Here is a 21,122-nt window from a genome sequence, read left to right as displayed (position 1 = left end):
CTTTGCTCATCGTGCTCAATGGGTGTGCTCACGGGGCCGCGGCCAATGTCGCGTCCGCCGATTCGAGCGCGGTGTCGTAGAAGTCTCCGAACAGCTCCTCGTCGGATGGCCGGTCCTCCTCGATGGTGCGCGCGACCCAGGTCGTATTCAGGTAGTGATGGAGGGAGACGTTCTCGGAGGTGATGTTGCCTCCCCAGGTGCCGCATCCCATCGACGAGGTCATCGGCATCCCGTTCGTGAACGATCCCGCGTTCGCCTTCGAGTTCGGTTGGCGCACCATGATGCGCGAGACCGGCATGTGTCGAGCGAAATAGTCGATGTGCGCGTCGTCGGTGGAGGCGATGCCGCACGAGTGTCCCTTGCCGCCGATGTCGTAGAGCCGCTTCGCGAGTTCCACGCCATCCTCGAAGCTGCCCTCGTAGGCGTGGACCGCCATCAGAGTCGTGAGCTTCTCCTTGCAGAACTGCCTGTCGTCGGCGATGCCGTCGCCCTCAACCAGGATGAACCTGCTGTGCGACGGGATCTCGAATCCGGCCGCCATCGCGAGCGACTGCGGCGATACGGCGACGGTGTCGGGCAGACGGTGCCCTTCCTCGTCCCACATCACCGACTGCAGCGCCGCGCGCTCGTCCGAGGTGGCGAGGTAGCCGCCTTCACCCTGGAGCGCTTCGAGCATCTCCCGATATCTCGCCGCCGGCACCAGAACGTTCCCATCCGCCGAGCAGCCCGAGCCGAAGTCCGACGTCTTCGACAGCATGCAGTTGCGTGCTGTCTCCTGGAGATCCGCGGTCTCGTCGACGAACTCGGTCGCGTTGCCTGCTCCGACCCCGTAGGCGGGCGTTCCCGAGCTGTAGGCCGCCCGGACCAGTCCTTGGCCGCCCGTGGCGATCACGAGGTCCGAGCGGCGCATGATCTCCTGCGAGGCTGTCAGACTCGGAAGCGTGATGCACTGCAGGATGTCGGCCGGAGCACCCTCCGCTTCGAGCGCCTCGCGCATGAGCCGGACGGTCTCGAGGGTCGTGTGCTTCGAGCGCGGGTGCGGTGAGAACACGACCACGTCGCGCGCCTTGATGGCGTAGATCGCGTTGCCGGCGGGCGTCAGGTCTGGGTTGGTCGTCGGAACGACGCATCCGATGACTCCGACCGGTTTTCCGTACTTGACGAGGCCTTTCTCGGCGTCCTCCTCGATGATTCCCACTGAAGGGCTCCGGAGCGCGTCACGAAGGACGCCGCGAATCTTCATCCGTTTGTTCATACGACTCTCGAAGTCGCCGAGGCCGGACTCCTCGATTCCCATCCCGACCAGCCGATGGAATGCTGAGCGATTCGCGACCGACCACGCGACGGCCTGGATCAAACGGTCGACGCGGTCCTGGTCATAGGTCTCGATGATTGCGAGCGCCGCCCGCGCGCGGGCGAACACGTCGTCGAGCTCCTGCTCCTGTTCAGGCGACAGGGATTTGGGTGCGGCAGCGGCCATGACAACTCCGTCTTGAGCGTTGGTGGGGACTGCCGCATGTTAGGCACACGCCGTCGTCGTCGACAAAGCGTGTCCCATTGGGCAGAAATGGCCTCGGCGATCCGATGGCTGTGCCCGCGTCACGACGGGAGTTGTACCACTCGATGGGTCGTGTGCTTGCCCCCGAACGGGGGCGGCGATAGCGTCCCCAGCGCTGACCGGTTTCACCGATCGCAAATGTCGGGCGGGCTGGCGGCACCCCAGAACGACGTCGGGCGGGCGCGAGCTCATCCGCCGTCAGATCAACGACGATCAAGGAGTCAAGGGATGCGCACACGACTGACCACGAGGTTGGGCGTCGCGGGAATCGGGGCACTGGTTGTGCTCGCGATGGTCGCTTCACCCGCCCATGGACTGGTGGGACCGGCCGAACCGGTCCCGCCCACAGAGCTGACGGGCTTGGAACCGACGGGCGCCGACATGCCGACCGTCGGCGGAAACCTCGGCAATCAGCACTACTCCGGGTTGACGCAGATCCGGAAACGCAACGTCGACGACCTCGCACCGGCCTGGCGCACGCACGTGTCCGCGGTCGCACCCGCCTCCGATGATGTGGGTCAGCAGACGACCCCCATCGTCGTCGACGGCGTGATCTTCCTCGATACGCCGAGCGGCGGCGTGATCGCCGTCGACGGCGCGACGGGTGATCCCATCTGGAAGTGGGAGAACGACGTCTACGGCCTGTCGGGCACTCGCCGTGGCGTCTCGGCCGGTGACGGCAAGATCTTCACCCTCGCAGGCGACAACCATGTCGTCGCCCTCGACGAGGCCACCGGCCAGGAGATCTGGGCGGAGCAGCCCATCGGCCCGGGGGGTGAAGATCTGGGACGGGTCGGAAAAGTCGCGACCGTGTACTACAACGGAATCGTCTACGCCCACGCGGCGGACGGCGACCGCGGCGCCGTCGTCGCGCTCGATGCGAGCGACGGATCCTACCTGTGGCACTTCTTCGGCGGACCGAAGCGGGGCCAGCAGTTCACCGGAGTCGACGGCGTGACGTTCGATGCGTCGGCGACGTGGGGTCCGGTGCTTCCCGATGGCACCGACTGCGCTGAGGAAGGCGGTGCGACGTCATGGATGCACGGCGCTGTGGACGCTGAGCTCGGCATGTACTACATGACCTTCGGCAACGCCCGCAGCTGTACATCCTCGCAGAACGGGTCCCTCCGCCCCGGAGACAACCTCTTCTCGAGCACGATGGTGGCCGTCGACGCCACGACCGGCGAGTACAAGTGGCACCACCAGTCCATCCGGCACGACGTCTGGGACATGGACAACGTGCACCCACCGACCCTGGCCGATATCGAGATCGGAGGCGAGGAGCGGAAGGTCGTCTTCTACGGCAGCAAGTCGGGGCACCAGTTCGTGCTCGACCGCACGAACGGCGAACCGGTGCTCCCCGTGATCGACAAGCCCATGATCACCGACTCGCGCCAGAACCACTCCCAGACGCAGCTTTTCCCCGAGACACGGCTCCTGCCGGAATGCCTCGTGTGGGAGAAGCTCGACCCGGAGAACATCCCCGGCGATCCCTGGCGTGGCGTGCCGAACTACAACGGCTACCAGGCCGACGCCGAGGGCAACCTGGTCTTCAACCCCGACAGCTACGTCGCGGTCGACGAGCCGTTCCTCAGCTATCCCGACGGGCACCCGTCGGGGCACCGTGAGGGCTGCATGTACGACCCGCAATGGGATGCGCCGATCCTGTCGACCACCAGCCAGAACGGCGGCGGCGACTGGTCGAACCACTCGTACAGCCACAGCACGAACCTCGTCTACTTCCCGTACGGCGCCAATCCGGTGGCACACTACAACGGCGCGTCCGCCAACGGCTTGCGGGCCATCGGGCAGTACCAGACCGGCGGCATCCTCGCGTACGACGCGTCGACCGGTGAAGTCGCGTGGCAGAACCACCTCGGCACCGACATGTCGCACGGTCAAGGACCGCTGACGACGGCATCCGACCTGCTCTTCGTCGGGCAGATCGACGGCGAGCTGCTCGCGATGGATGCCACGGACGGCGACGTGCTCTGGAACTTCCAGACGGGCTCCGGCATCGCCTCCGCGCCGATCACCTACAAGGTCGACGGCGAGCAGTACGTCGCGGTGTTCGCCGCCGGGTCGACCAACCCGTACGGCGGGTCGGTCACGCAGGGCGACTCGCTGTGGGCGTTCAAGCTCGGTGGCACCTACACGACCGAGTCGGGAAGCCAGGAGGGGCCGGACACGGCTCCGCTGTCGATCCGTCGTCCGGTGGGCGGCGCTGCTGTCGCTGGCGAGACGGTCGGCAACACGGTACTCCTCGCACGCTCCAACCGCACCGCCGACACCGAAGCGGCACGCGACAGCGTGTCGCAGAACGGGATGCAGCCCACGCATCTGCGAGTGCCGGTCGGCACGACGGTGACGTTCAGCAATCCGGGGGCCGAGACGTTCCCGAACTTCCCGAACCTGAAGCCGCACTGCGCGACGCAGTTCTTCGAGGGTGAGTTCAACGTCGAGCTGCAGCCAGGAGAGACCTATCAGCACACATTCGACCGTGCCGGCGAGTACTACTTCAATGACTGCACTGATCCACGGCCGACCGGCAAGATCGAAGTGTACCTGGAGCCGCAGGATCAGCCGGGCGCGCTGAGGTTCACACCTGCCCGGCTCGACCTCGGCTCGGGGACGGGCCTGTTCACCGGCGTGAACCGTAAGATCTCGGCACACTTCGAGCTGCCGCCGGGATACGAGTACGAGAGCGGCGCAGTGCTGGTCACTCCGCTCTCGCCGACTCCGATCCCGGCCTCGAAGGTGACGGCCAACAAGAACCGGATCATCGTCAAGTTCGACGCCGCCGACCTCGACAACAACGTGCCGACGGGAGAGGTGACCTTGACCCTGCGGGTCAACGTCCTCAACTCCGAGGCCGTTCAGGAGCAGCTCATGTCGAGTGCGACCGTGACCGTCGTCAAGTAGTCGATTCCGACGCACCACCGATCCGTCTCCGTCGACTTCGACGGGGGCGGATCGATGCGTGCAGCGCGTGTCCCATTCGGCGAGACTCGACTTTGCACGCGCAGGATCGCAGACCAGAGTCGCAGGGGCAGCGATGTGCGCGAGCACGCTCGGCCCGCATCAACAGAGAGGTTGACAATGCACCCTGACACCGTGGCGGTGACGCCGTGACCGACAAGGAACGTGGGTCCGACCCCGAGGAGGGCCGGTCCGATGAGCCCGAGAAGGCAGTGCGCAAGGCCTCGGAGGCTGACCTCGGGGAATCCATCTATCCCCACACCGACACCTTCTACGCGGGGCCCGAACTCAACACGGGCGTTCCAGCCGACCCCACGTTCATCCGAGTGCTCTCCCGGATCGAGATCGCGATCGGCGTTTCACTCTTCGCTCTCATCGTCTTCGGCGTCATGTATCAGGTGCTCGGCCGCTACTTCCCGTCGATCAGCTGGGTCGGCGCCGGAGAGATCGCCCTCATGTCGATGATCGCCATGACCTTCATCACGACCGGCTACCTCGTGGGTCGCAACGGCCATATCGTGCTCGAGATCTTCGACGAGCTGCTTGCCGGAAGGCGGCTCTTCGTTGCGCTGCGGGTCATCTCGGCAGTCATCATGGTCGCCACGAGTCTCGCCCTCGCATACGAGGCATTCGTCAAGATCGAGACTGAATGGGTCAGACTCAGCGCCGCGATGCATATGCCGGTCGGCGTGCTGTACCTCTTCGCGCTCGTCGGCTTCGTGTCGGCCGCGATCCACTCCACCTTCAAGATACCGTTCGCGAACCGTCCGGAGCGCAAGCTCGACATCGGCGAGATGGAAGGCTGATCCTTGGACCTCTGGCTCTACATCCTGCTGTTCGTCCTCTTCCTCTTCCTCCGGGTGCCCGTCGCGTTCGCGATGATCGCGTCGAGCATGCTGTACTTCTACAGCCACGGCCTCTCCGCGGGTTACGCGATCTCGTCCGTGGTGAACGGGATCAACAGCTTCCCACTGCTCGCAGTCCCGCTGTTCATCTTCGTCGGCACCATCGCAAACCATCTCGGCATCGCCACGCGGCTGTACGACCTGGCGCGGTCGCTCCTGCCGCGGCTGCCGGGCAATCTCGCCTACGTGAACCTCGGCACCGCGATCGGCTTCTCTTGGATCAGCGGCTCCGCGCTCGCGGACGCCGCGTCGACGAGCAAGGTCCAGATCCCCCAGATGCTCAAGTCCGGTTACCCGTACGGATTCTCGGCAGGCCTCACGGCATCGGGCTCGCTCATGAGCACCGTCATGCCGCCGAGCATACCTGCCGTGCTCTTCGCCGCGACCGCGTCGATCTCGACCGGTGCCCTGTTCGCAGGCTCGATCATCCCGGCGATGCTCATGGCGCTCGGTCTGGGCGCCTACGTCTTCTTCTGGGTGCGGCGCCACCCCGACGTCGCGGTCAGCCAGCCCTTCGTCGGGTCGATGCTCGCCAAGGCGGCCGTGCGAGTGATCGGCCCGGCGATGCTACCCGTGATCATCCTCGGCGGCATCTTCAGCGGACTGTTCACGCCCACCGAGAGCGCGGGCATCGCGGCGGTCTACATGCTCATCCTGGGAGCGATCTACCGCACCCTGAACTGGCGGGTGTTCTGGAAGGCGGCCAAGGAGACAGTCGTCGTGTCCGCTGGGATCCTTCTGATCCTCGGCGCGTCGAACCTCATGGGTCAGGTCCTCGCGCGCGAGCAGGTCTCCCGGGCGTTGGGCGAATGGCTCACGGGCTTCACCGACAACCCGATCGTGTTCCTGCTGATGCTCAACCTGCTCCTGATCCTGCTCGGCATCCCCCTCGAGGCCCCGCCGGTGATCCTGGTGCTCGTGCCGATCCTCATGCCGATCATCGCGCAGTTCGGTATTGATCCGGTGCAGCTGGGCGTCATCATGATCCTCAACCTGATGATCGGATCGCTGACACCACCGGTCGGTGCAGTGCTGTTCGTCGTCGGCTCGATCACTCGCAGACCCATGGGCGAGCTGTTCCGCGGGATCCTGCCCTTCCTGATCCCGCTCGGAGTCGTTCTGCTGCTCCTGACACTGTTCCCAGTGATCGTCACGAGCCTGCCGACGCTGCTCGGCCTCATGTAGCCGGGCCCCAGTCTCCGATGGCCCCGCGACGCTCGTGTCCTCCCCCACCGTCGCGGGGCCGTCGGACGAACACGTCGGTTGCGCCTGAAAGGAATTCCTGTGGCCAGAAACCTCTTCGTGCTGAACGGCTCGAATCTGAACATGCTCGGTCTGCGCCAGCCCGAGCTGTATGGCACCACGACGTTGGACGACGTGCGCCGCGACTGCGAGCGAGTTGCGCGCGAGCTGGGGTTCGACCTCTTCTTCGCGCAATCCAACGCGGAGCACGAAGTCGTCGAGTGGGTGCATGAGGCCTTTCGCCGGCAAGCGATCGTGGTGATCAACCCGGCGGGCTTCAGTTTCCAGTCCGTTCCGCTCCTCGATGCGCTCAGGATGCTCACCGCTCCGGTCATCGAGGTGCACATCACGAACATCCATGCTCGCGATGCCGTCTACCACCACTCCCTGATCTCCTCGGTCGCGCGCGTGGTGATCGCAGGCGCGGGCGTGTATGGGTACGAACTGGGGATTCGCGCCGCCGACCGGTTGGCGCGCGAGAGCATCCGCGGTTCCGACGCCCACGAAGAGCTGTGATGCGACGGGTCAGCCTTGAGCGATCGCGTCGGCGGCCTCGAACCCGAACACCAGCGCCTTCGTGAGCGCTGTGCCCGTCATGTAGGACGCACCATGGAAGCCGCCGACGACCTCCCCGGCGGCGTAGAGCCCCTCGATGCGGCTTCCGTCGACCCGCTTCACCGAGCTGTCCGCCGCGACGCTGAGTCCGCCATACGTCGAGGTCATCGCGGTCACCGCGGCGTACGCGTAGAACGGTCCGGTTACCACTGGCATCAGCGCGCCCACCCCGTTCACGAGACCCGTCCGGCCGAATGGGTCCTCATGGCGACCCGACACGTTCTCGTTGTAGCGCGCGACCGTGCGTTCGAGCCTTTCCGGCGGGATTCCGAGTTCGCGCCCGAGCGCCGCGATCGTGGGTGCGCTCACGAGGTGCCCGAGCTCCTCGAGGCGCTCCATGTCCGAGAGCGGAACGCCGGGCTTCGAACGGGCCCGCACGACGGAGTCGAAGATCTGGAAGGCCGTCCGCCCGGGCTGGCGCAGCACCGCAGACCCGAGGACCTTGTACGACTCCGACTCGTCCGCGAAGCGCTCCCCGCGAGAGTTCACGAGGATCGCCCCGAGGTAATTGGCGGTCAGCAGCTCGTGCTCATCGTCCGTCGTCTCCGCGTGCTGTCCGTAGGTGCCGGCGACGTGCCCGATGTCGGCCAGTCCAGCACCCAGCATCCAGGCCATTCGAAGCCCGTCGCCCGTGTTCCCGACACCGCCGTACGGCATGGCCGCAGCCTGATCGGGCACGAAGAGCTCGAGCAGTTCGCGCGAGCGCGAGAATCCCCCGCTGGCGAGGACGACCCCCGAGCCCGCGATGAGGACTCCGTTCTCGGACGTGATGCCCGCCACTCTGGATCCATCCGTGACAAGTCCGCCGGCCGCGTGTCCGGGGAGGATTGCGGCACCCGCGGCGACCGCCTCGTACTCGAGATGCGCGAGCAGATCGCCGATGCGAATCAGATGTGCCCGTGCCACCGTCATCCCTGCACTGACCTTGAGTTCGTCGGTCCACGCCCCAGCATGATCGATCGCGGCGACCGCATTCGCTTGCCGGTCGACGAGCGCCCGCATCAGCACCTCGTCGGCGAAGCCTCCGCCGGTCTCGAGCATGTCCGCGAGGAAGAGGTCGTCGGAGTCCTCGACGCCTGCTCGGCGCTGGAGCGTCGTGCCGGACAGTGCGAACCATCCTCCGCTCATCGCGGAGCTGCCTCCCAGCCGATCGCGCTTCTCGACGAGGGCGACACTCCGTCCGTGCGCGGCGAGGCGCTGCGTCGCCGCCAGGCCCGCGAGTCCTCCCCCGACGACGATCGCGTCGAATACCCGAACATCCAGCTTCGTCATCGCCGGCCTTCCTCGTCATGTCCCCGGGTCATGACTGCTCTGCTGCTTCGATCTCTGCCCTGAATCGTGCGACGTCGACCGTTGCGCCGGTGCGGGCGGCAAGCGCTGCCGCCTCGACGAGCGCGAGCGTGCGCGAGGCGTCCTCGGCTGAAACGAGGGGTTCCGCACGTCCACGCGCGACCTCAATGAAGTGATCGAGCTGCGCCTGGAACGAGCCCCGCGATGCAACGGGGAGGTAGGTGCGCGACAGGGGCGAGAACCAGTCTGGCGGCACTGACGCATCGTAGGCGTACTTCGCGAGGTTGGGCACCGACAATGCCCCGCGCGTGCCGACGATCCGGTAGGCCACCCCGTCGGGAAGGAATGGGAACGCGAGCGTCTCTTCGGTGGCCTGGTCCCAGCCCCACGGCGAGACTCCGGCATCGGAGGCGAGGAAGCTTCCAACCGCTCCGCTCTCGAATCTGAGATTCAGCGACACCGTGTCCTCGACCTCGAGGCCTCGGGCATGCGAGCTGTGCATCGCCTGAATCTCGGCTACCTCGCCGCAGAGGTGCCGCAGCAGATCGACGTCGTGCACGACGTTGATGAGCGTCACGCCGGCACCGGGCAGGCGGTGCCAGGGCGTGTCGGTGAAATACGCGTCCCCTTTGCGTGCCGACCAGAGTCCGCTGACGGCGACGATCTGTCCGAGCTCACCGGCGTGGATGGCGGTGCGGGCGCGCGCGACGGCGGGATGGTGACGCCGATGGTGGCCGACCAAGAGGCGTCCGTCCAGACGCGCGACGGTGTCGACGAGCCGACGGGACTCGGCGCAGCGCATGGCGACCGGCTTCTCGAGGAGTACCGCGACGCCGGCCTCGAGGCATTCGACAGCCGACTCCACATGCAGCGGGTTCGGGTTGGCGATGATGACCGCATCGAGCTGCTCGGATGCCAGCATTCCCGCGGTGTCCTGAAACGTCGGACACTCGAAGCCGATGTCGCCGGGTAAGACCGGGTCGGCGATCGCCGCCAGGGCCGCGCCTGACGCCGCTCGGATGAAGTCGATGTGCTGGCGCCCCATGAAGCCGACTCCGACGACGCCGATGCGAAGTGGCAAGGGTTCGGATGCCGTCACGGAGCCTCCCTGCATCGTCGCCTTCGCGACGGTCCGGAGAGAGCGTATGCCACGATGGATCGACGCACAGGGAACGTTCCATTCAGCGGCGAATGCCACGGGCGGTGGCCCGGGACCGCATGTTCCACTCGACGGGACATCGCTTTGCGAACCGATCGATGTCGGTAAGAGTCAGCACTGCCACCGGGCCGTAACTTGACAGCGTGGTCGACGACGATCCCGCCCCGTGCGAGAGGTGTCGACCGGATGTCGTGCTCCGGCCACAGAATGTCATGCCAGTACTCGCACGAAGACGTGCGCAGAAGAAGAGGAGAGTCCCATGGGCACAGCCCGTTCGATGCGCCGAGGCCTAATCGCCGCGTCGATGCTCGCAGCAACCACCCTCGCCATCACCGGCTGTGCCGGAGGAGGCGGTGCTCCCGAAGAGACCGGCGATGCGGGCGCTTCGGAGAACAAGCCCGTCACGCTTACTGTCGCAACGAGCCAGAATGAGCAGACGCCGAACTATTTCTGCGGTGTCGAGCTGCTCAAGGAGCGCCTCGAGGACGCCGACATCGGCTTGACCGTCGAGCTGTATCCGGCGAGTCAGCTCGGCCCTGATGCCGACCGATTCCCGCAGGTCCAGGCAGGCGATATCGACATCGACCTGCAGGGCGCGTCCGCGCTGAGCGCCACCTACGAACCGATCGGCGTCGTCGATGCCGCTTACGCATTCAATGACGTGGACCACGCGTTCCAATGGATCGACGAGAGCTCGGAAGACCTGTTCTCTGGCTTCCACGAGGCCACCGGTGTCAACGTCGTCGACGGCTGGTTCTTCGGCAACCGCACGTTCACGACCAAGGATGTCGAGGTGCACAGCCCCGACGATCTGGCAGGCGTGCCCATCCGGTTCCCGAACTCCCCCATCTTCCTCGCGAATGCCGAAGCGCTCGGAGTGACCAGCCCCGTCTCGGTTGCGGTGGAGGAGGTCTACACCGCTCTGCAGCAGGGGATCGCGGTGGGCCAGGAGAACCCCATCGTCGCGACCCGCTCGTCGAGCTATGACGAGGTCCTCAACACCGCGATCCTCAACGACCACAACGTCGGCATCCACTGGATCATCGTCAGCGACAAGACCTACGAGAAGCTCAGCGAGGAGCAGACGGCGCTGCTCGAGGCGACGATCCACGAGATTCGGCCTGAGAATCGCGATTGCGTCGACGAGCAGACCGAGGAGATCCTCGACGAGTACCGCGCGAACGACGCCTTCACCGTGATCGAGCAGGAGGACATCGACATGGATGCCTTCATCAGCCAGGCGGAGGAGTTCTTCGAGGGCTACTTCACCGGCGAGAACCTCGAGGCCTACCAGGCGATCCGCGAGACGGCAGACTGACCTCAGAGATCAGCAAACGGGGTGGGTGCGAATGCGCATCCACCCCGTTCCCGTCTCCACGGTCAGTGATGGCCTCCTGCGCACATCCGACGACTCAGGCTCAGGGCGGCAGCGCGCACGTCTGGAGCGATGCGGTCGGGCACCACGTCGGAGGCTGAGCCAGCGATGGAGATCGCGGCGATGGGCGCGCCGCCATGATCGAGGATCGGGCTCGCCGCGCAAGCGCGGTCGTTCGCGCACTCATCCATCGCGGTGGCCACCCCGAGCCTGCGGATGTCGCTCAACTCCCGCAGGAGCGCTGACGGCTCGGCGATCGTGTGCGGTGTTCGCACTTCCAGTCGACCCTGGATGATGCGCTCGCTGACACCCCGCGGGGAGAACGCCAAGATGGCCTTTCCGAGCGCCGTCGCGTGTGCTGGGAGGCGGCCGCCGATCCTGGCGAGTGGCTTGGAGGTCGGCCCGCCGCGCAAGATTGCGATGAAGACGACGTCGGCTCCGTCGAGAATCGCGAGGTTCACCGTCTGACCGGTCGCGTCGCGCAGCTCGGCCATCACGGGGAGCGCGAAGTGACGGAGCCTTCGCGGCTCCTCCACGCTCTGCGCCAGCTCGAAGAGGCGGACGCCCAGATAGAGCTTGTCGCCGTCGCGGTCGAGGAAACGCTGCGTGACGAGATCGGCGGCGATCCTCGAGACCGTCGACTTCGGAAGGTTGGCACGCCGGGCCAGCTCCGAGACACCGAGGCCGACATCTTGCTCGCCGAAAGCGTCGAATACGGCCGTCACGCGGTCGAGAACGCTGACCGAATCGGTCCAGTCGGCGGTGCGCATGCCTTACGCGGCCGTGAGTCGGCGGCTGACGTTCGTGCCTGCGGCACGAACCAGGGGTGCGACGCGATCCGGGTCCATCGCTCCGCTGGGGCCCGCGATGGAGATGGCACCGAGCACGACGCGGTCACCCGAGAGGACGGGGCTGGCGACGGCGAGGATGCCGGGGTACGAGACCTCCAAGTCCATCGCGACGACCGAGGCACGCACATGAGTGAGTTCGTCTCGGAAGTGGTCGGCGGCGGCGGCGATGAGCGGTGCGCTCACCCGGTCCAGTACGCCCTGATCGGCACAGAAGGCGAGGTAGGCTTTGCCGCTCGCCGTCGTCAGTGCGGGCGAGTGCATGCCGGCCCGCGTCGGGAGCATCGGAAGGCGACCCGCGACGGCGGCGATCGACACCATGTCGGTCCCCTGCGGCACCCAGAGCCCCACTCGTTCTCCCGTGACATCCCGCAGGTGCCGTATCACGGGCGCCGCAGCGGCGAGGAGCCGGCGAGGGAGGCTCGCGCGTGCGCCGAGCTCGAAAAGACGCAGCCCGAGCGTCACGCCGTCGTCCGCGCGCTCCAGGTAGCGCTGCCCGGTCAGCTCCGCGACGAGGCGCGAGACGGTGGACTTCGGCAAGCCGGTCCGCATCGCGAGATCGGTGATCGAGATCGAGCCGCCGGACTCCTTCACCGCCTCGAGGATCGCGATGATGCGACCGAGCACGGAGACCGGTCCGCCCGACCGAGCGGGGATCGTGTTCCATTCGGCGAGACTCGTCATCGAGTATCCCCTTTCAGCGGCTTGAATCGTCGTCGATCGCCCTTCGATCTCGAATGTACTAGTTAGTACAGACCCATGCAATGCTGTTCCGAGAATCATGTAGGCACCATCGCCGGTGGCCGCAGAGAGGCGCCATGCGCACATCGATCGCCACAGTATGCCTGAGCGGCACACTCGATCAGAAGCTCGTCGCCGCACACGAGGCGGGCTTCGATGGAGTCGAGATCTTCGAGCCTGATCTGATCGCCTCGCCGCAGTCGCCTGAGGCCATCAGAGCGCGAGCCGAGCAGCTCGGGCTGTCTCTCGACCTGTACCAGCCCTTTCGCGACTTCGAGGGTGTCGGCCCCGAACTCCTCGAGCAGAACGTTCGTCGCGCAGCGGCGAAGTTCGCCCTCATGAATCGCCTTGGCATCGAAACCATGCTGCTGTGCAGCAACGTCGCGACTGCGCGCAGCGGCGATGAGCAGCTTGCCGCGGCCCAACTCCGGCAACTCGGAGATGTCGCCGGGCGCTTCGGCGTTCGCGTCGCCTATGAGGCGCTCGCTTGGGGCCGATTCGTCGACAGCTATGAAACCGCCGCTCGCATCGTGCGCCTGACCGACCATCCCCGCGTCGGCCTCTGTCTCGACAGCTTCCATATCCTCTCGAAGGGGCATGATCCTCAGGCGATCGAGACCATACCCGCCGACAAGATCTTCTTCGTCCAGATGGCAGACGCCCCACTCCTCTCGATGGACGTGCTCTCGTGGAGCCGACACCACCGCGTCTTCCCAGGCGAGGGCGGCTTCGACCTCGGCACCTTCATGGCACACCTCGTTCGCACGGGCTACGACGGTCATGTCTCGCTCGAGATATTCAACGACACGTTCCGCCAAGCCGATCCCCGCGCTACGGCGATCGACGCTCGACGCTCCCTGCGCTGGCTCGAGCATGAGACAGCCGTATCCTTGGGCACCGCCGCGGGCGGCCGCGCCGCTCGAATGTCGACCGCCACGCTTCCCGACATCGAGTCCGCCGCCGACATGAACTACGTAGAGTTGCGAACCAGCGAGCTGCATGAGCTCAGACGCCTTCTCATGCAACTGGGCTTTCGCTCCCATGGCGCGCACCGGACCAAGAACGTCGAGCTGTGGTCACAGGGGGCAGCTCGGGTCGTGCTCGGCGCGCCGGACTCGGAGCATCCGCAGCCGACGGTGGCCGGCCTCGGCCTCTCGGTGAGTGATCCCGCCACCGCATTGCGACGGGCGAAGGAACTCTTCGCGCCCGAGGTCCCTCGCGAGGAGGGAGCAGGCGAGGAACCCCTCGTGGGTGTTCGAGCGCCCGACGGTTCGGAGGTGTTCTTCGGTGCCGCGGGAGAAACGGAGCCGCGATGGGTGAGCGAGTTCGGCACCCCCGATCACGATGACCCGCACATGATCGAACGTGTCGATCACGTCAACCTTGCTCAGCCGTGGCAGCACTTCGATGCAGGGGTTCTCTTCTTCCACTCTGTACTCGACCTGCGTGCGGAGGCATCGATCGACGTGGCCGCGCCGGTGGGCCTCGTGCGCAGCCAGGTCCTTCGCAGCGCCAACGGAACCCTACGAATCGCTCTCAATCTGGTGCCCTCCGGTGCTGGCGAAGATGCGATACTGCCGCAGCACATCGCCTTCGCAACGTCCGATATCCTCGCGCTCGCTCGAGCGGCGCGCGAGCATGGTTTCAGACCCCTCGACATCCCCGCGAACTACTACGACGACGTCGAGGCTCGATACCAGATCGATCCCGCCCTCCTGGATGAGCTCAGGGAGCTGAACGTCATGTACGACCGGGACGAGTCCGGGTCGTTCCTGCACTTCTATACACCTCCCATCGGGACCGTGTTCCTCGAGGTCGTCGAGCGACGTGGTGGATACGCGGGATACGGCGCGCTCAACGCGCCTGTCCGACTGGCGGCCCAGTACGAGCATCGCCGCGCCGCAAGTCAGGAGGCTCTCGCGTGATCCGACACGTCGCCGTCTTTCGATTCGTCCCCGAATTCACGACCGAACAGCGAGAGCACTGGATGTCACTCTTGCGGGCGCTGCCGGAGCAGATCCCGCAACTGCGAAGCATGAGCGTCGGTCCAGATGTGCTGGGAGGCCCGGCCTCGCATGAACTTGCGCTCGTTGCCGACTTCGATGATCTTGACGGGCTGGATGCCTACACGCGGCACCCTGCCCACGCCGAGGTGCTCAGGATCTCCGCACCCGTGAAGGCGTCACTCGCGACGGTCGACTTCGAATTCCCGGATGCCTCGTGACGGATCAAGAGCGGGACATCGGATCGGGTCTTCGCCCGCGCCGGGAGCACTACCTCGTCGGCCTGATCGGCGAAGGCATCACCGCATCCCTGACGCCGGCGATGCATGAAGGAGAGGCCACCGAGATGGGACTCGACTACGAGTACCGCATCTTGGATCTCATCGAGCTCGGCCGACCGGCCGAGGACGTCGGCGCGATACTCGCCGAAGCCGAATCTGCTGGTTTCGCCGCGATGAACATCACCCACCCCTGCAAGCAACTCGTCCTCGATCTCGTCGATGAGCTGGACACGGATGCCGCGCAGCTGGGTGCAGTGAATCTCGTGGTGTTCGACGATGGCCGTCTCGTCGGGTACAACACGGACTGGATGGGATACCGCGACGGTCTCACGACAGGCCTGCCAGGAGCATCGTTCGAGCGCGTCGTGCAGATCGGCTGCGGCGGCGCCGGCGCTGCGACCGCATACGCGCTCCTCTCGAAGGGCACGGCGCGGCTAGATCTGTCGGACATGGACGACACCCGCGCCGAGGACCTCGCCGCCCGCATGCGGGTTCATTTCCCGACGCAGACCATCGTGACGTGCAAACTGCACGACCTTCCCCATGCCATCGCCCAAGCAAGCGGCGTCGTCCACGCAACACCGATGGGGATGCTCCATCACCCGGGGATCGCCCTCGACCTCGACCAGCTGCGGGGAGGAGCGTGGGTGTCGGATGTCGTCTACCGACCGCTCGAGACCGAACTCGTCCGGCAGGCTATCGATCGAGGGCATCCTGTGCTCGACGGCGGGCGGATGGCCGTGGGCCAGGCATGCGCTAGTCTCCGAATCATCACGGGCATGTTGCCCGATCGTGACCGGATGGAGCAGCACTTCCGAGAGCTCATCTGCGCTGAGTCCGGCACTGGAGGGAGCTCGTCATGACCGATCGGCTGAGCGATCTGCGCGACAGCGGGATGACCGACCGTGCGATCCGCACCCAGGGGGACATCCTCGAGGTCGCCACCGCGGAATTCGCAGCGAACGGCTATGCGGGTGCGCGAGTCGACGAGATCGCCGCGCGTACGCGCACCACGAAGCGCATGATCTATTACTACTTCGGCTCGAAGGAGGGGCTCTACCTCGCAGTTCTGGAACGCGTCTACGCGCAGATCCGCCAGGTCGAGCGCGGCATCCACATCGACGAACTGTCCCCCGACGAGGCACTGCGAACGCTCGCAGAGGCGACATACGATCACCACACGACGCACGAGGCATTCATCCAGCTCGTCAGCATCGAGAACATCCATCGCGCCGAGCATCTGCGTCAATCCCCGACGATCCTGCGGGAGAACGTCACGGCGATCACGCTGCTCGAGGAGGTCATCGAGCGAGGGGTGCACGACGGCATCTTTCGCGCCGACGTCGATGCGCTGGACGTGCACATGATCATCAGCGCCTACGCATGCTTCCATGTCGCCAACCGGCACACGTTCGCCGCCATCTTCGAGAGAGACATGCTCGACCCCGCGCTCCAGGAATCGCACCGACGGCTCATCGGCGACATGATCGTCGCGACGATGACGGGTCGTCGCGACGACCGACGCGTGCACTGACGGGCGTTAGACGGCTCCTGGCCTGCCCGCGCCGAGGCGGCCCGTGAGAGTCAGCGCAGCCGCGCGGATGGCCGGCGCGAACCGGTCAGCGTCGAATCCGTCCGCGCGTCCCGACACCGAGATCGCCCCCACGAGCCTGCCCGAGGGCGCGAACACCGCGCTCGCCGCGCAAGACAAGCCGGCGGCGAACTCCCCCACCTCTGCAGCGAGCTCACCCCGTCGGATGTCGTCGAGCTGACGCCTCAGCACTGCCGGATCGCTGATCGTCTGGGACGTCCAGGCATCGAGTCCTGAAGAGACGACCTCGTCGACGTCGGAAGGGGGTGAGTGCGCGAGCACTGCCTTTCCCAGCGCTGTGGCATGGATCGGGAGCCGTCCGCCGACGCGTACTGCCGGCGGCGCCGCCGAACGGCCGCGCATGACGGCGATGCAGACCATCTCATTCCGGTCGAGGATGGCAAGGTGCACGTTCTCGCCCGTCTTGTGACGGAGGCCTGCCATCACCGGCAGAGCGGCGACCCTGAGTTGCCGCGGCTGCTCGGCGAGCTGCCCGAGCTCGAACAACCGTAGGCCCAGATGGATCCGCTTCCCGTCGCGCTCGAGATAGCTCTGGCGCACGAGCGTCGCGACCAGCCGGGAGACGGTGGACTTGGGAAGGCCTGCGCGCAGAGCGAGTTCGGAGATGCCCAACCCCCTGTCGTCCTGGTCGAAGGCCTCGAGGATGGAGGTCATCCGGTCGAGGACGCCGAGTGCGTCGTTCACGGCGTCGGGCATCGATCAGGCTATCTGCAGTGCCAGCCGGTGTGTGAGCGCGAGAGCCGCGTGCCGCACCAGCGGCATCATCCGGCTCGCGTCCATGTCCGTCACCGGCCCCGCTACGGAGATCGCCGCCACCGGCACGCGTTCCGGTGACAGGACCGGGCTCGCGACCCCGACGACTCCGGGGAAGGTCTCGCATCGGTCGATGGCGACTGATTCTCTGCGAACCATGGCGAGCTCCCGCTCGAGCATGTGACGCTGGTGAGGGTCGAGCCCGGTCATCACGCTGGAGAGCACCGACTCGTCGTTCGTGAAGGCCAGGACCGCCTTGCCGAGGGCGGTCGTCACTGAAGGCACTCGAACTCCCGCCCGGGACGGCACCGGCCGCAACCGCCCCCGCACCGAGATCACCGAGAGCATGTCGCTCCCCTCCTGAACGGCGACGTTCAGGTGCTCACCGGTCGCGTTGAACAGCTCGGCCAGCACCGGCAGTGCAGCGATGCTGAGGCGCCGGGGGGTGCTCGCGCGTGCGCCGAGCTCGAAGAGCTTCAGACCGATCACGACTCCATACTCGCTGCGCATCAGGTATCGCTGCCGGATGAGGTCGCCAACGAGTCGCGAGACGGTGGACTTCGGGATGCCGGTGGCCAGAGCGAGCTGGGTGATCGTGGTTGTGCCGTGCGACTCGCGGACGGTATCGAGGATGGCGAGGATCCGGTCGAGCACGCACACCGGCTCGTCTCTGAGTGCGGATCGCATGAGTGCAGTATCCGTCGAGTTCGAGAGGGCGGCAAGCGTGCCTCGCGTCGACGCTGTCATGATTCCACTCAATGGAACACGGTCCTTCGTAGCACCGTCTCAAGGCGCAGAGAGGGGGCCTGAACCCTCCACACGGATGGGTTCAGACCCCTACCTGGGACTCTCGGTTCTTGGTTCGGCGTTAGACCGCGCAGAACGGCTTGACACCCATGGCGCTCTCCAGACCCTCCATGACGTGCTGCTTGAAGAACTCGTCGCCCGCCAGCGGAGCGTCGGTCCAGGCCGCGACGTCGTGACCGAGTGTCGTCAGCCATGACCGTCCGCCGTCGTAGTAGTGGCACCAGCTGACCGGGTGCGATTCGCCGTGGCCCGCGGGAGTGGCCTCGCTGGTCGCCTGGTCGACCTCGAGCAGCACGTTGACGTAGCTCGGGTAGGGCACCAAGTTGTACCACTCGTCCTTGAAGACCCAGGTCTTCGGCATGAACGAGGTCGACACGTCCTTCCTGTTGATCCGCTCGACCGTTCCCTCGCGGTTCGGTCCGTGGTTGTAGAAGTTCGCTCCGCCCAGGAGGCCCTCGTAGTACGGCCAGTGGTACTCGGCACCGAAGGCATTGTGGATGCCGACGAAACCACCGCCGCCGCGGACGTACTGCATGAGCGTGGTCTGCGCGGCGTCGTCGAGGGTGTCACGGTTGGAACCCAGGAACACGACGGCCTGGTAGTTGTTCAGCCGGCTGAAGCTCGCCAGGTCCTCCGTGTAGTCGACGGCGATCCCACGTTCCTCGGCCCACGCCTTCAGGGCGATCTGGGCGACGTTGTCGGCGTTCAGCGGCGGGTTGAGCCCGGGTGCCAGCGGTGTGCCGAGGTGGGCGTGGCGCGGGCCCGCGGTACGGCTCCAGACGAAGATGCGCTTCTGCTCACCCTCGACCCATCCGTTGCCCCACTCGTTGTAGCACTCGGGATCGGTGCCGCGACACACGCCGTAGTCCTTGATCTCGTCGAGGTAGATCTCGTCGGCGGACACCGACTGTCCACCGCCTCCGTGTCCGTTCCCATGTCCGTTGCCCCGGTCGTTGCCGAGGGCCGCTCCGCCGAGCGCCAGGCCGGCGCCGAGCGCCGCCGCGGCGACGAGGGCGGCTCCGGAGCGTATGAGCGATTTCATGTGATCTCCTTTGATCGTTCGTGCTGACCTCGGGTGCGCCAAGCGCGATCGGCCCGGGGCTGCTGTGAATCTAGGCGTCCCCGAAGCCGCACGGCAAAGCTCGTTCCACCCAGTAAGCCGGCCGGGTCTTCCGATGGACACGAACGTCGGTCATGCCCTTCACTGGAAAGCGGAGGCGCCATGAACGACGGACGATTGCTCGTCGTATGCAAAGACGACAGCATGCTCGAGGTGATCGACCTCGAGACGTCGAAAACCGTGGGGGCCGCGATCGCCTCAGGCTTCGCACCGCACGAGGTCGTCGCGACAGGCGACGGACGACTTGCGTATATGCCGGTGTACAGCGATGCGCCTGTCGGGTCCCCCGGAAGCGACGGCCGGCGGGTCGATATCGTCGATCTCCTGACCTTTCAACGTGTCGGCGAAATCCGCCTGGCCTTCCCGAGCCGTCCGCACCAGTCCAGTCTGCTCACGAGCGATCACGTGATCGTCTCCACTGAACTCGACGAATCAGTCACCGTGATCGACCGGCGAACCCTTCGCGTCGTCGCGCGGTTGCCAACCGGTCAGGCGGAATCCCACACGTTCGCGGTCAGCGCCGACGGAAGTCGCATCGTGACGGCGAATGTCGGCCCGGGGAGCGTCAGCGTGATCGATGTCCCTTCGCGCACGCTCGTCGGCATCGTGGGGGTCACTGAGAAGGTGAATCGCATCTGCCTCGAACCCCAGGGACGTTTCGCCTACACGGCCGACCAGGGTTCGCCTCGCATTTCCGTCATCGATACGGAGCTCGTCGAGCACGTCGCCTGGATCGAGTTGCCGTCGATCGGATTCGGCACGGCGGTGACGGCCAACGGTTCGCACATCGTCGTCGCTCTCAGGGAGGCTTCGGAGATCGCGGTGGTCGATCGCCGATCCGGCGAGGTCGTGCATCGAGTCGCAACGCCGAATCACCCTCAGGCGATCGTTCTCCATCCCGACGGCGTCCGCGCGTATTCCGCCTGTGACGCCGACAATTGCGTCGTGGAGGTCGACATCCGTGCGGGTCGACTGCTGCGTCGGCTAGAGACCGGTCGCAAGCCCGATGGAATCGCCTGGAGCCCGCTTCCTTCTTCGGACTCGAAGACCTGACAGTGCGAATCATAGAGACCGCCACTGACGCCTACCGGCTCAACCACTCCGGTCAGCACACCAGCAGCTGAGACCCCAGCGACGAGTCCGGCGCTGCGATCACGTGGCCGTGGACGTGGCGGGGGTATCGGAGCGGTAGGAGTGCCCGAGTTGGGTGCTGAGTCCGAAGTAGTGACGGAAGTTGTAGATCAGCGGTTCCCATACCCCGGGATCCACATGGTTGGTGCCCGGCACCACGATCTGCTCAGCGGCGTGGACCCGGCTCACAGCCGCCTCGATGATCATGAACCCGCCCGCTGCCCCAGGGATCACGTTCACGGCTTCACCTTCGAGCTGGAACGGGCACTCCGCCACCCGCGGCGGCCGGACCGTCACGGACGGGGCGGGTGTCAACCCGGCGGCACCGAATTTGTCCGGTTCGAACCTCATTCCAGCGGGTTTGCTCGCCGGGACCGGGAACCGCCCCGTCAACGACGCCAGCCGTTCAATGTTCGCCCACGACCCCGCGGACGGCACACTCACGACCAGCTCAGGTCGTTCGAGAAGATTCGTGACGGTCTGACCGGCTGAGCCGATCCCGAGCACCAGGGTGTGGCCCAGCGCCCATGCCGAGGAGATCGGCGCGAGGTTGAACGTCCCGTCGGAGTTCTCGGTCGTGACCAACACCACCGGGGTTCCGAAGTACAGGATGTTCGGCTCGATCACGACAAAGCCGTCAGCACCAACCTGTGATTCAACGTCAACAGCACTACTCACACCCACCAACGTAAGCGCTGGACAC

At 65.9% G+C, this 21,122-nt stretch carries 19 protein-coding genes; 10 read left to right on the top strand and 9 right to left on the bottom strand.

Features of this window, described 5'->3' with window-relative positions; translation table 11 throughout:
- Window positions 1-28: 28 nt before the first annotated feature.
- On the bottom strand, window positions 29-1,480 hold the full coding sequence (locus AC1C2R_RS15950) for an aldehyde dehydrogenase family protein (RefSeq protein WP_495354124.1): 1,452 nt from the start codon (window positions 1,478-1,480) through the stop codon (window positions 29-31).
- Between the two features lie 306 nt (window positions 1,481-1,786).
- Here AC1C2R_RS15950 and AC1C2R_RS15945 point away from each other — a divergent pair, with 306 nt between their 5' ends.
- From AC1C2R_RS15945 to AC1C2R_RS15930, 4 genes are all read left to right on the top strand, one after another.
- Window positions 1,787-4,480 (top strand): outer membrane protein assembly factor BamB family protein, encoded by a 2,694-nt coding sequence (locus AC1C2R_RS15945; protein ID WP_495380597.1) that lies wholly within the window; start codon window positions 1,787-1,789, stop codon window positions 4,478-4,480.
- 206 nt (window positions 4,481-4,686) lie between these two features.
- Entirely contained in the window at window positions 4,687-5,343 is a 657-nt protein-coding gene (locus AC1C2R_RS15940; protein WP_495354126.1) for a TRAP transporter small permease, read from the top strand.
- Window positions 5,344-5,346: 3 nt separating this feature from the next.
- The gene (locus AC1C2R_RS15935) at window positions 5,347-6,627 is read left to right on the top strand and encodes a TRAP transporter large permease (protein WP_495354127.1); all 1,281 of its coding nucleotides are present in this window, start codon (window positions 5,347-5,349) and stop codon (window positions 6,625-6,627) included.
- 117 nt (window positions 6,628-6,744) lie between these two features.
- Window positions 6,745-7,200, top strand: a complete 456-nt coding sequence (locus tag AC1C2R_RS15930; protein WP_495380596.1) for a type II 3-dehydroquinate dehydratase — start codon at window positions 6,745-6,747, stop codon at window positions 7,198-7,200.
- A gap of 9 nt (window positions 7,201-7,209) precedes the next feature.
- Here the strand turns inward: AC1C2R_RS15930 and AC1C2R_RS15925 are convergent, their stop codons facing one another.
- Together AC1C2R_RS15925 and AC1C2R_RS15920 are read right to left on the bottom strand one after the other, a co-directional pair.
- A complete protein-coding gene (locus AC1C2R_RS15925) occupies window positions 7,210-8,571 on the bottom strand; it encodes an FAD-dependent oxidoreductase (protein WP_495380595.1) in 1,362 nt (453 codons plus the stop codon).
- 28 nt (window positions 8,572-8,599) lie between these two features.
- Window positions 8,600-9,703 carry a Gfo/Idh/MocA family protein gene (locus AC1C2R_RS15920; protein WP_495380594.1) on the bottom strand — a complete coding sequence of 368 codons (1,104 nt, stop codon included), beginning with the start codon at window positions 9,701-9,703 and terminating at the stop codon, window positions 8,600-8,602.
- A 304-nt stretch (window positions 9,704-10,007) separates the two neighbouring features.
- Here AC1C2R_RS15920 and dctP point away from each other — a divergent pair, with 304 nt between their 5' ends.
- A complete protein-coding gene (gene dctP, locus AC1C2R_RS15915) occupies window positions 10,008-11,066 on the top strand; it encodes a TRAP transporter substrate-binding protein DctP (protein ID WP_495354131.1) in 1,059 nt (352 codons plus the stop codon).
- A 62-nt stretch (window positions 11,067-11,128) separates the two neighbouring features.
- Here dctP and AC1C2R_RS15910 read toward each other — a convergent pair whose 3' ends face one another.
- Window positions 11,129-11,893: an IclR family transcriptional regulator gene (locus AC1C2R_RS15910; RefSeq protein ID WP_495380593.1), complete on the bottom strand. Its 765-nt coding sequence runs from the start codon at window positions 11,891-11,893 to the stop codon at window positions 11,129-11,131.
- A 3-nt stretch (window positions 11,894-11,896) separates the two neighbouring features.
- Complete coding sequence (locus AC1C2R_RS15905) at window positions 11,897-12,655, bottom strand: IclR family transcriptional regulator (protein ID WP_495380592.1); 759 nt, start codon at window positions 12,653-12,655, stop codon at window positions 11,897-11,899.
- A 134-nt stretch (window positions 12,656-12,789) separates the two neighbouring features.
- Between AC1C2R_RS15905 and AC1C2R_RS15900 the strand changes: the two genes are divergently transcribed.
- From AC1C2R_RS15900 to AC1C2R_RS15885, 4 genes are read left to right on the top strand one after another with little or no spacing between them, the layout of a single operon-like run.
- Window positions 12,790-14,637, top strand: a complete 1,848-nt coding sequence (locus tag AC1C2R_RS15900) for a bifunctional sugar phosphate isomerase/epimerase/4-hydroxyphenylpyruvate dioxygenase family protein (RefSeq protein ID WP_495380591.1) — start codon at window positions 12,790-12,792, stop codon at window positions 14,635-14,637.
- A complete protein-coding gene (locus tag AC1C2R_RS15895) occupies window positions 14,634-14,936 on the top strand; it encodes a Dabb family protein (protein WP_495380590.1) in 303 nt (100 codons plus the stop codon). The genes AC1C2R_RS15900 and AC1C2R_RS15895 overlap by 4 nt, the downstream gene beginning before the upstream one ends.
- A complete protein-coding gene (locus AC1C2R_RS15890) occupies window positions 14,933-15,859 on the top strand; it encodes a shikimate dehydrogenase (protein ID WP_495380589.1) in 927 nt (308 codons plus the stop codon). The genes AC1C2R_RS15895 and AC1C2R_RS15890 overlap by 4 nt, the downstream gene beginning before the upstream one ends.
- Complete coding sequence (locus AC1C2R_RS15885) at window positions 15,856-16,530, top strand: TetR family transcriptional regulator (RefSeq protein WP_495354137.1); 675 nt, start codon at window positions 15,856-15,858, stop codon at window positions 16,528-16,530. Before AC1C2R_RS15890 ends, AC1C2R_RS15885 begins: the two co-directional genes overlap by 4 nt.
- Before the next feature lie 6 nt (window positions 16,531-16,536).
- Here AC1C2R_RS15885 and AC1C2R_RS15880 read toward each other — a convergent pair whose 3' ends face one another.
- From AC1C2R_RS15880 to AC1C2R_RS15870, 3 genes are all read right to left on the bottom strand, one after another.
- Complete coding sequence (locus tag AC1C2R_RS15880; protein ID WP_495380588.1) at window positions 16,537-17,304, bottom strand: IclR family transcriptional regulator; 768 nt, start codon at window positions 17,302-17,304, stop codon at window positions 16,537-16,539.
- A 3-nt stretch (window positions 17,305-17,307) separates the two neighbouring features.
- Complete coding sequence (locus AC1C2R_RS15875; protein WP_495380587.1) at window positions 17,308-18,048, bottom strand: IclR family transcriptional regulator; 741 nt, start codon at window positions 18,046-18,048, stop codon at window positions 17,308-17,310.
- Window positions 18,049-18,229: 181 nt separating this feature from the next.
- Window positions 18,230-19,210 carry a ThuA domain-containing protein gene (locus tag AC1C2R_RS15870; RefSeq protein ID WP_495380586.1) on the bottom strand — a complete coding sequence of 327 codons (981 nt, stop codon included), beginning with the start codon at window positions 19,208-19,210 and terminating at the stop codon, window positions 18,230-18,232.
- Window positions 19,211-19,390: 180 nt separating this feature from the next.
- Between AC1C2R_RS15870 and AC1C2R_RS15865 the strand changes: the two genes are divergently transcribed.
- Window positions 19,391-20,341 (top strand): YncE family protein, encoded by a 951-nt coding sequence (locus tag AC1C2R_RS15865; protein ID WP_495380585.1) that lies wholly within the window; start codon window positions 19,391-19,393, stop codon window positions 20,339-20,341.
- A 99-nt stretch (window positions 20,342-20,440) separates the two neighbouring features.
- On the opposite strand, the gene AC1C2R_RS15860 is transcribed toward AC1C2R_RS15865, so the two are convergent.
- Window positions 20,441-21,103 (bottom strand): flavin reductase family protein, encoded by a 663-nt coding sequence (locus AC1C2R_RS15860; protein ID WP_495380584.1) that lies wholly within the window; start codon window positions 21,101-21,103, stop codon window positions 20,441-20,443.
- Between the last annotated feature and the right edge of the window lie 19 nt (window positions 21,104-21,122).

The sequence above is a fragment of the Agromyces sp. Y182 genome (assembly GCF_059445385.1).
This window is presented reverse-complemented; position numbering and strand designations above follow the sequence as displayed.

Bases quoted from the DNA above. Each gene is read 5' to 3' on its own strand.
- dctP (WP_495354131.1), top strand. From the start codon at position 10,008: ATGGGCACAGCCCGTTCGATGCGCCGAGGCCTAATCGCCGCGTCGATG.
- AC1C2R_RS15875 (WP_495380587.1), bottom strand. From the start codon at position 18,048: ATGCGATCCGCACTCAGAGACGAGCCGGTGTGCGTGCTCGACCGGATC.
- AC1C2R_RS15865 (WP_495380585.1), top strand. From the start codon at position 19,391: ATGAACGACGGACGATTGCTCGTCGTATGCAAAGACGACAGCATGCTC.
- AC1C2R_RS15950 (WP_495354124.1), bottom strand. From the start codon at position 1,480: ATGGCCGCTGCCGCACCCAAATCCCTGTCGCCTGAACAGGAGCAGGAG.
- AC1C2R_RS15900 (WP_495380591.1), top strand. From the start codon at position 12,790: ATGCGCACATCGATCGCCACAGTATGCCTGAGCGGCACACTCGATCAG.
- AC1C2R_RS15925 (WP_495380595.1), bottom strand. From the start codon at position 8,571: ATGACGAAGCTGGATGTTCGGGTATTCGACGCGATCGTCGTCGGGGGA.
- AC1C2R_RS15945 (WP_495380597.1), top strand. From the start codon at position 1,787: ATGCGCACACGACTGACCACGAGGTTGGGCGTCGCGGGAATCGGGGCA.
- AC1C2R_RS15910 (WP_495380593.1), bottom strand. From the start codon at position 11,893: ATGCGCACCGCCGACTGGACCGATTCGGTCAGCGTTCTCGACCGCGTG.
- AC1C2R_RS15885 (WP_495354137.1), top strand. From the start codon at position 15,856: ATGACCGATCGGCTGAGCGATCTGCGCGACAGCGGGATGACCGACCGT.
- AC1C2R_RS15920 (WP_495380594.1), bottom strand. From the start codon at position 9,703: ATGCAGGGAGGCTCCGTGACGGCATCCGAACCCTTGCCACTTCGCATC.
- AC1C2R_RS15880 (WP_495380588.1), bottom strand. From the start codon at position 17,304: ATGCCCGACGCCGTGAACGACGCACTCGGCGTCCTCGACCGGATGACC.
- AC1C2R_RS15870 (WP_495380586.1), bottom strand. From the start codon at position 19,210: ATGAAATCGCTCATACGCTCCGGAGCCGCCCTCGTCGCCGCGGCGGCG.
- AC1C2R_RS15905 (WP_495380592.1), bottom strand. From the start codon at position 12,655: ATGACGAGTCTCGCCGAATGGAACACGATCCCCGCTCGGTCGGGCGGA.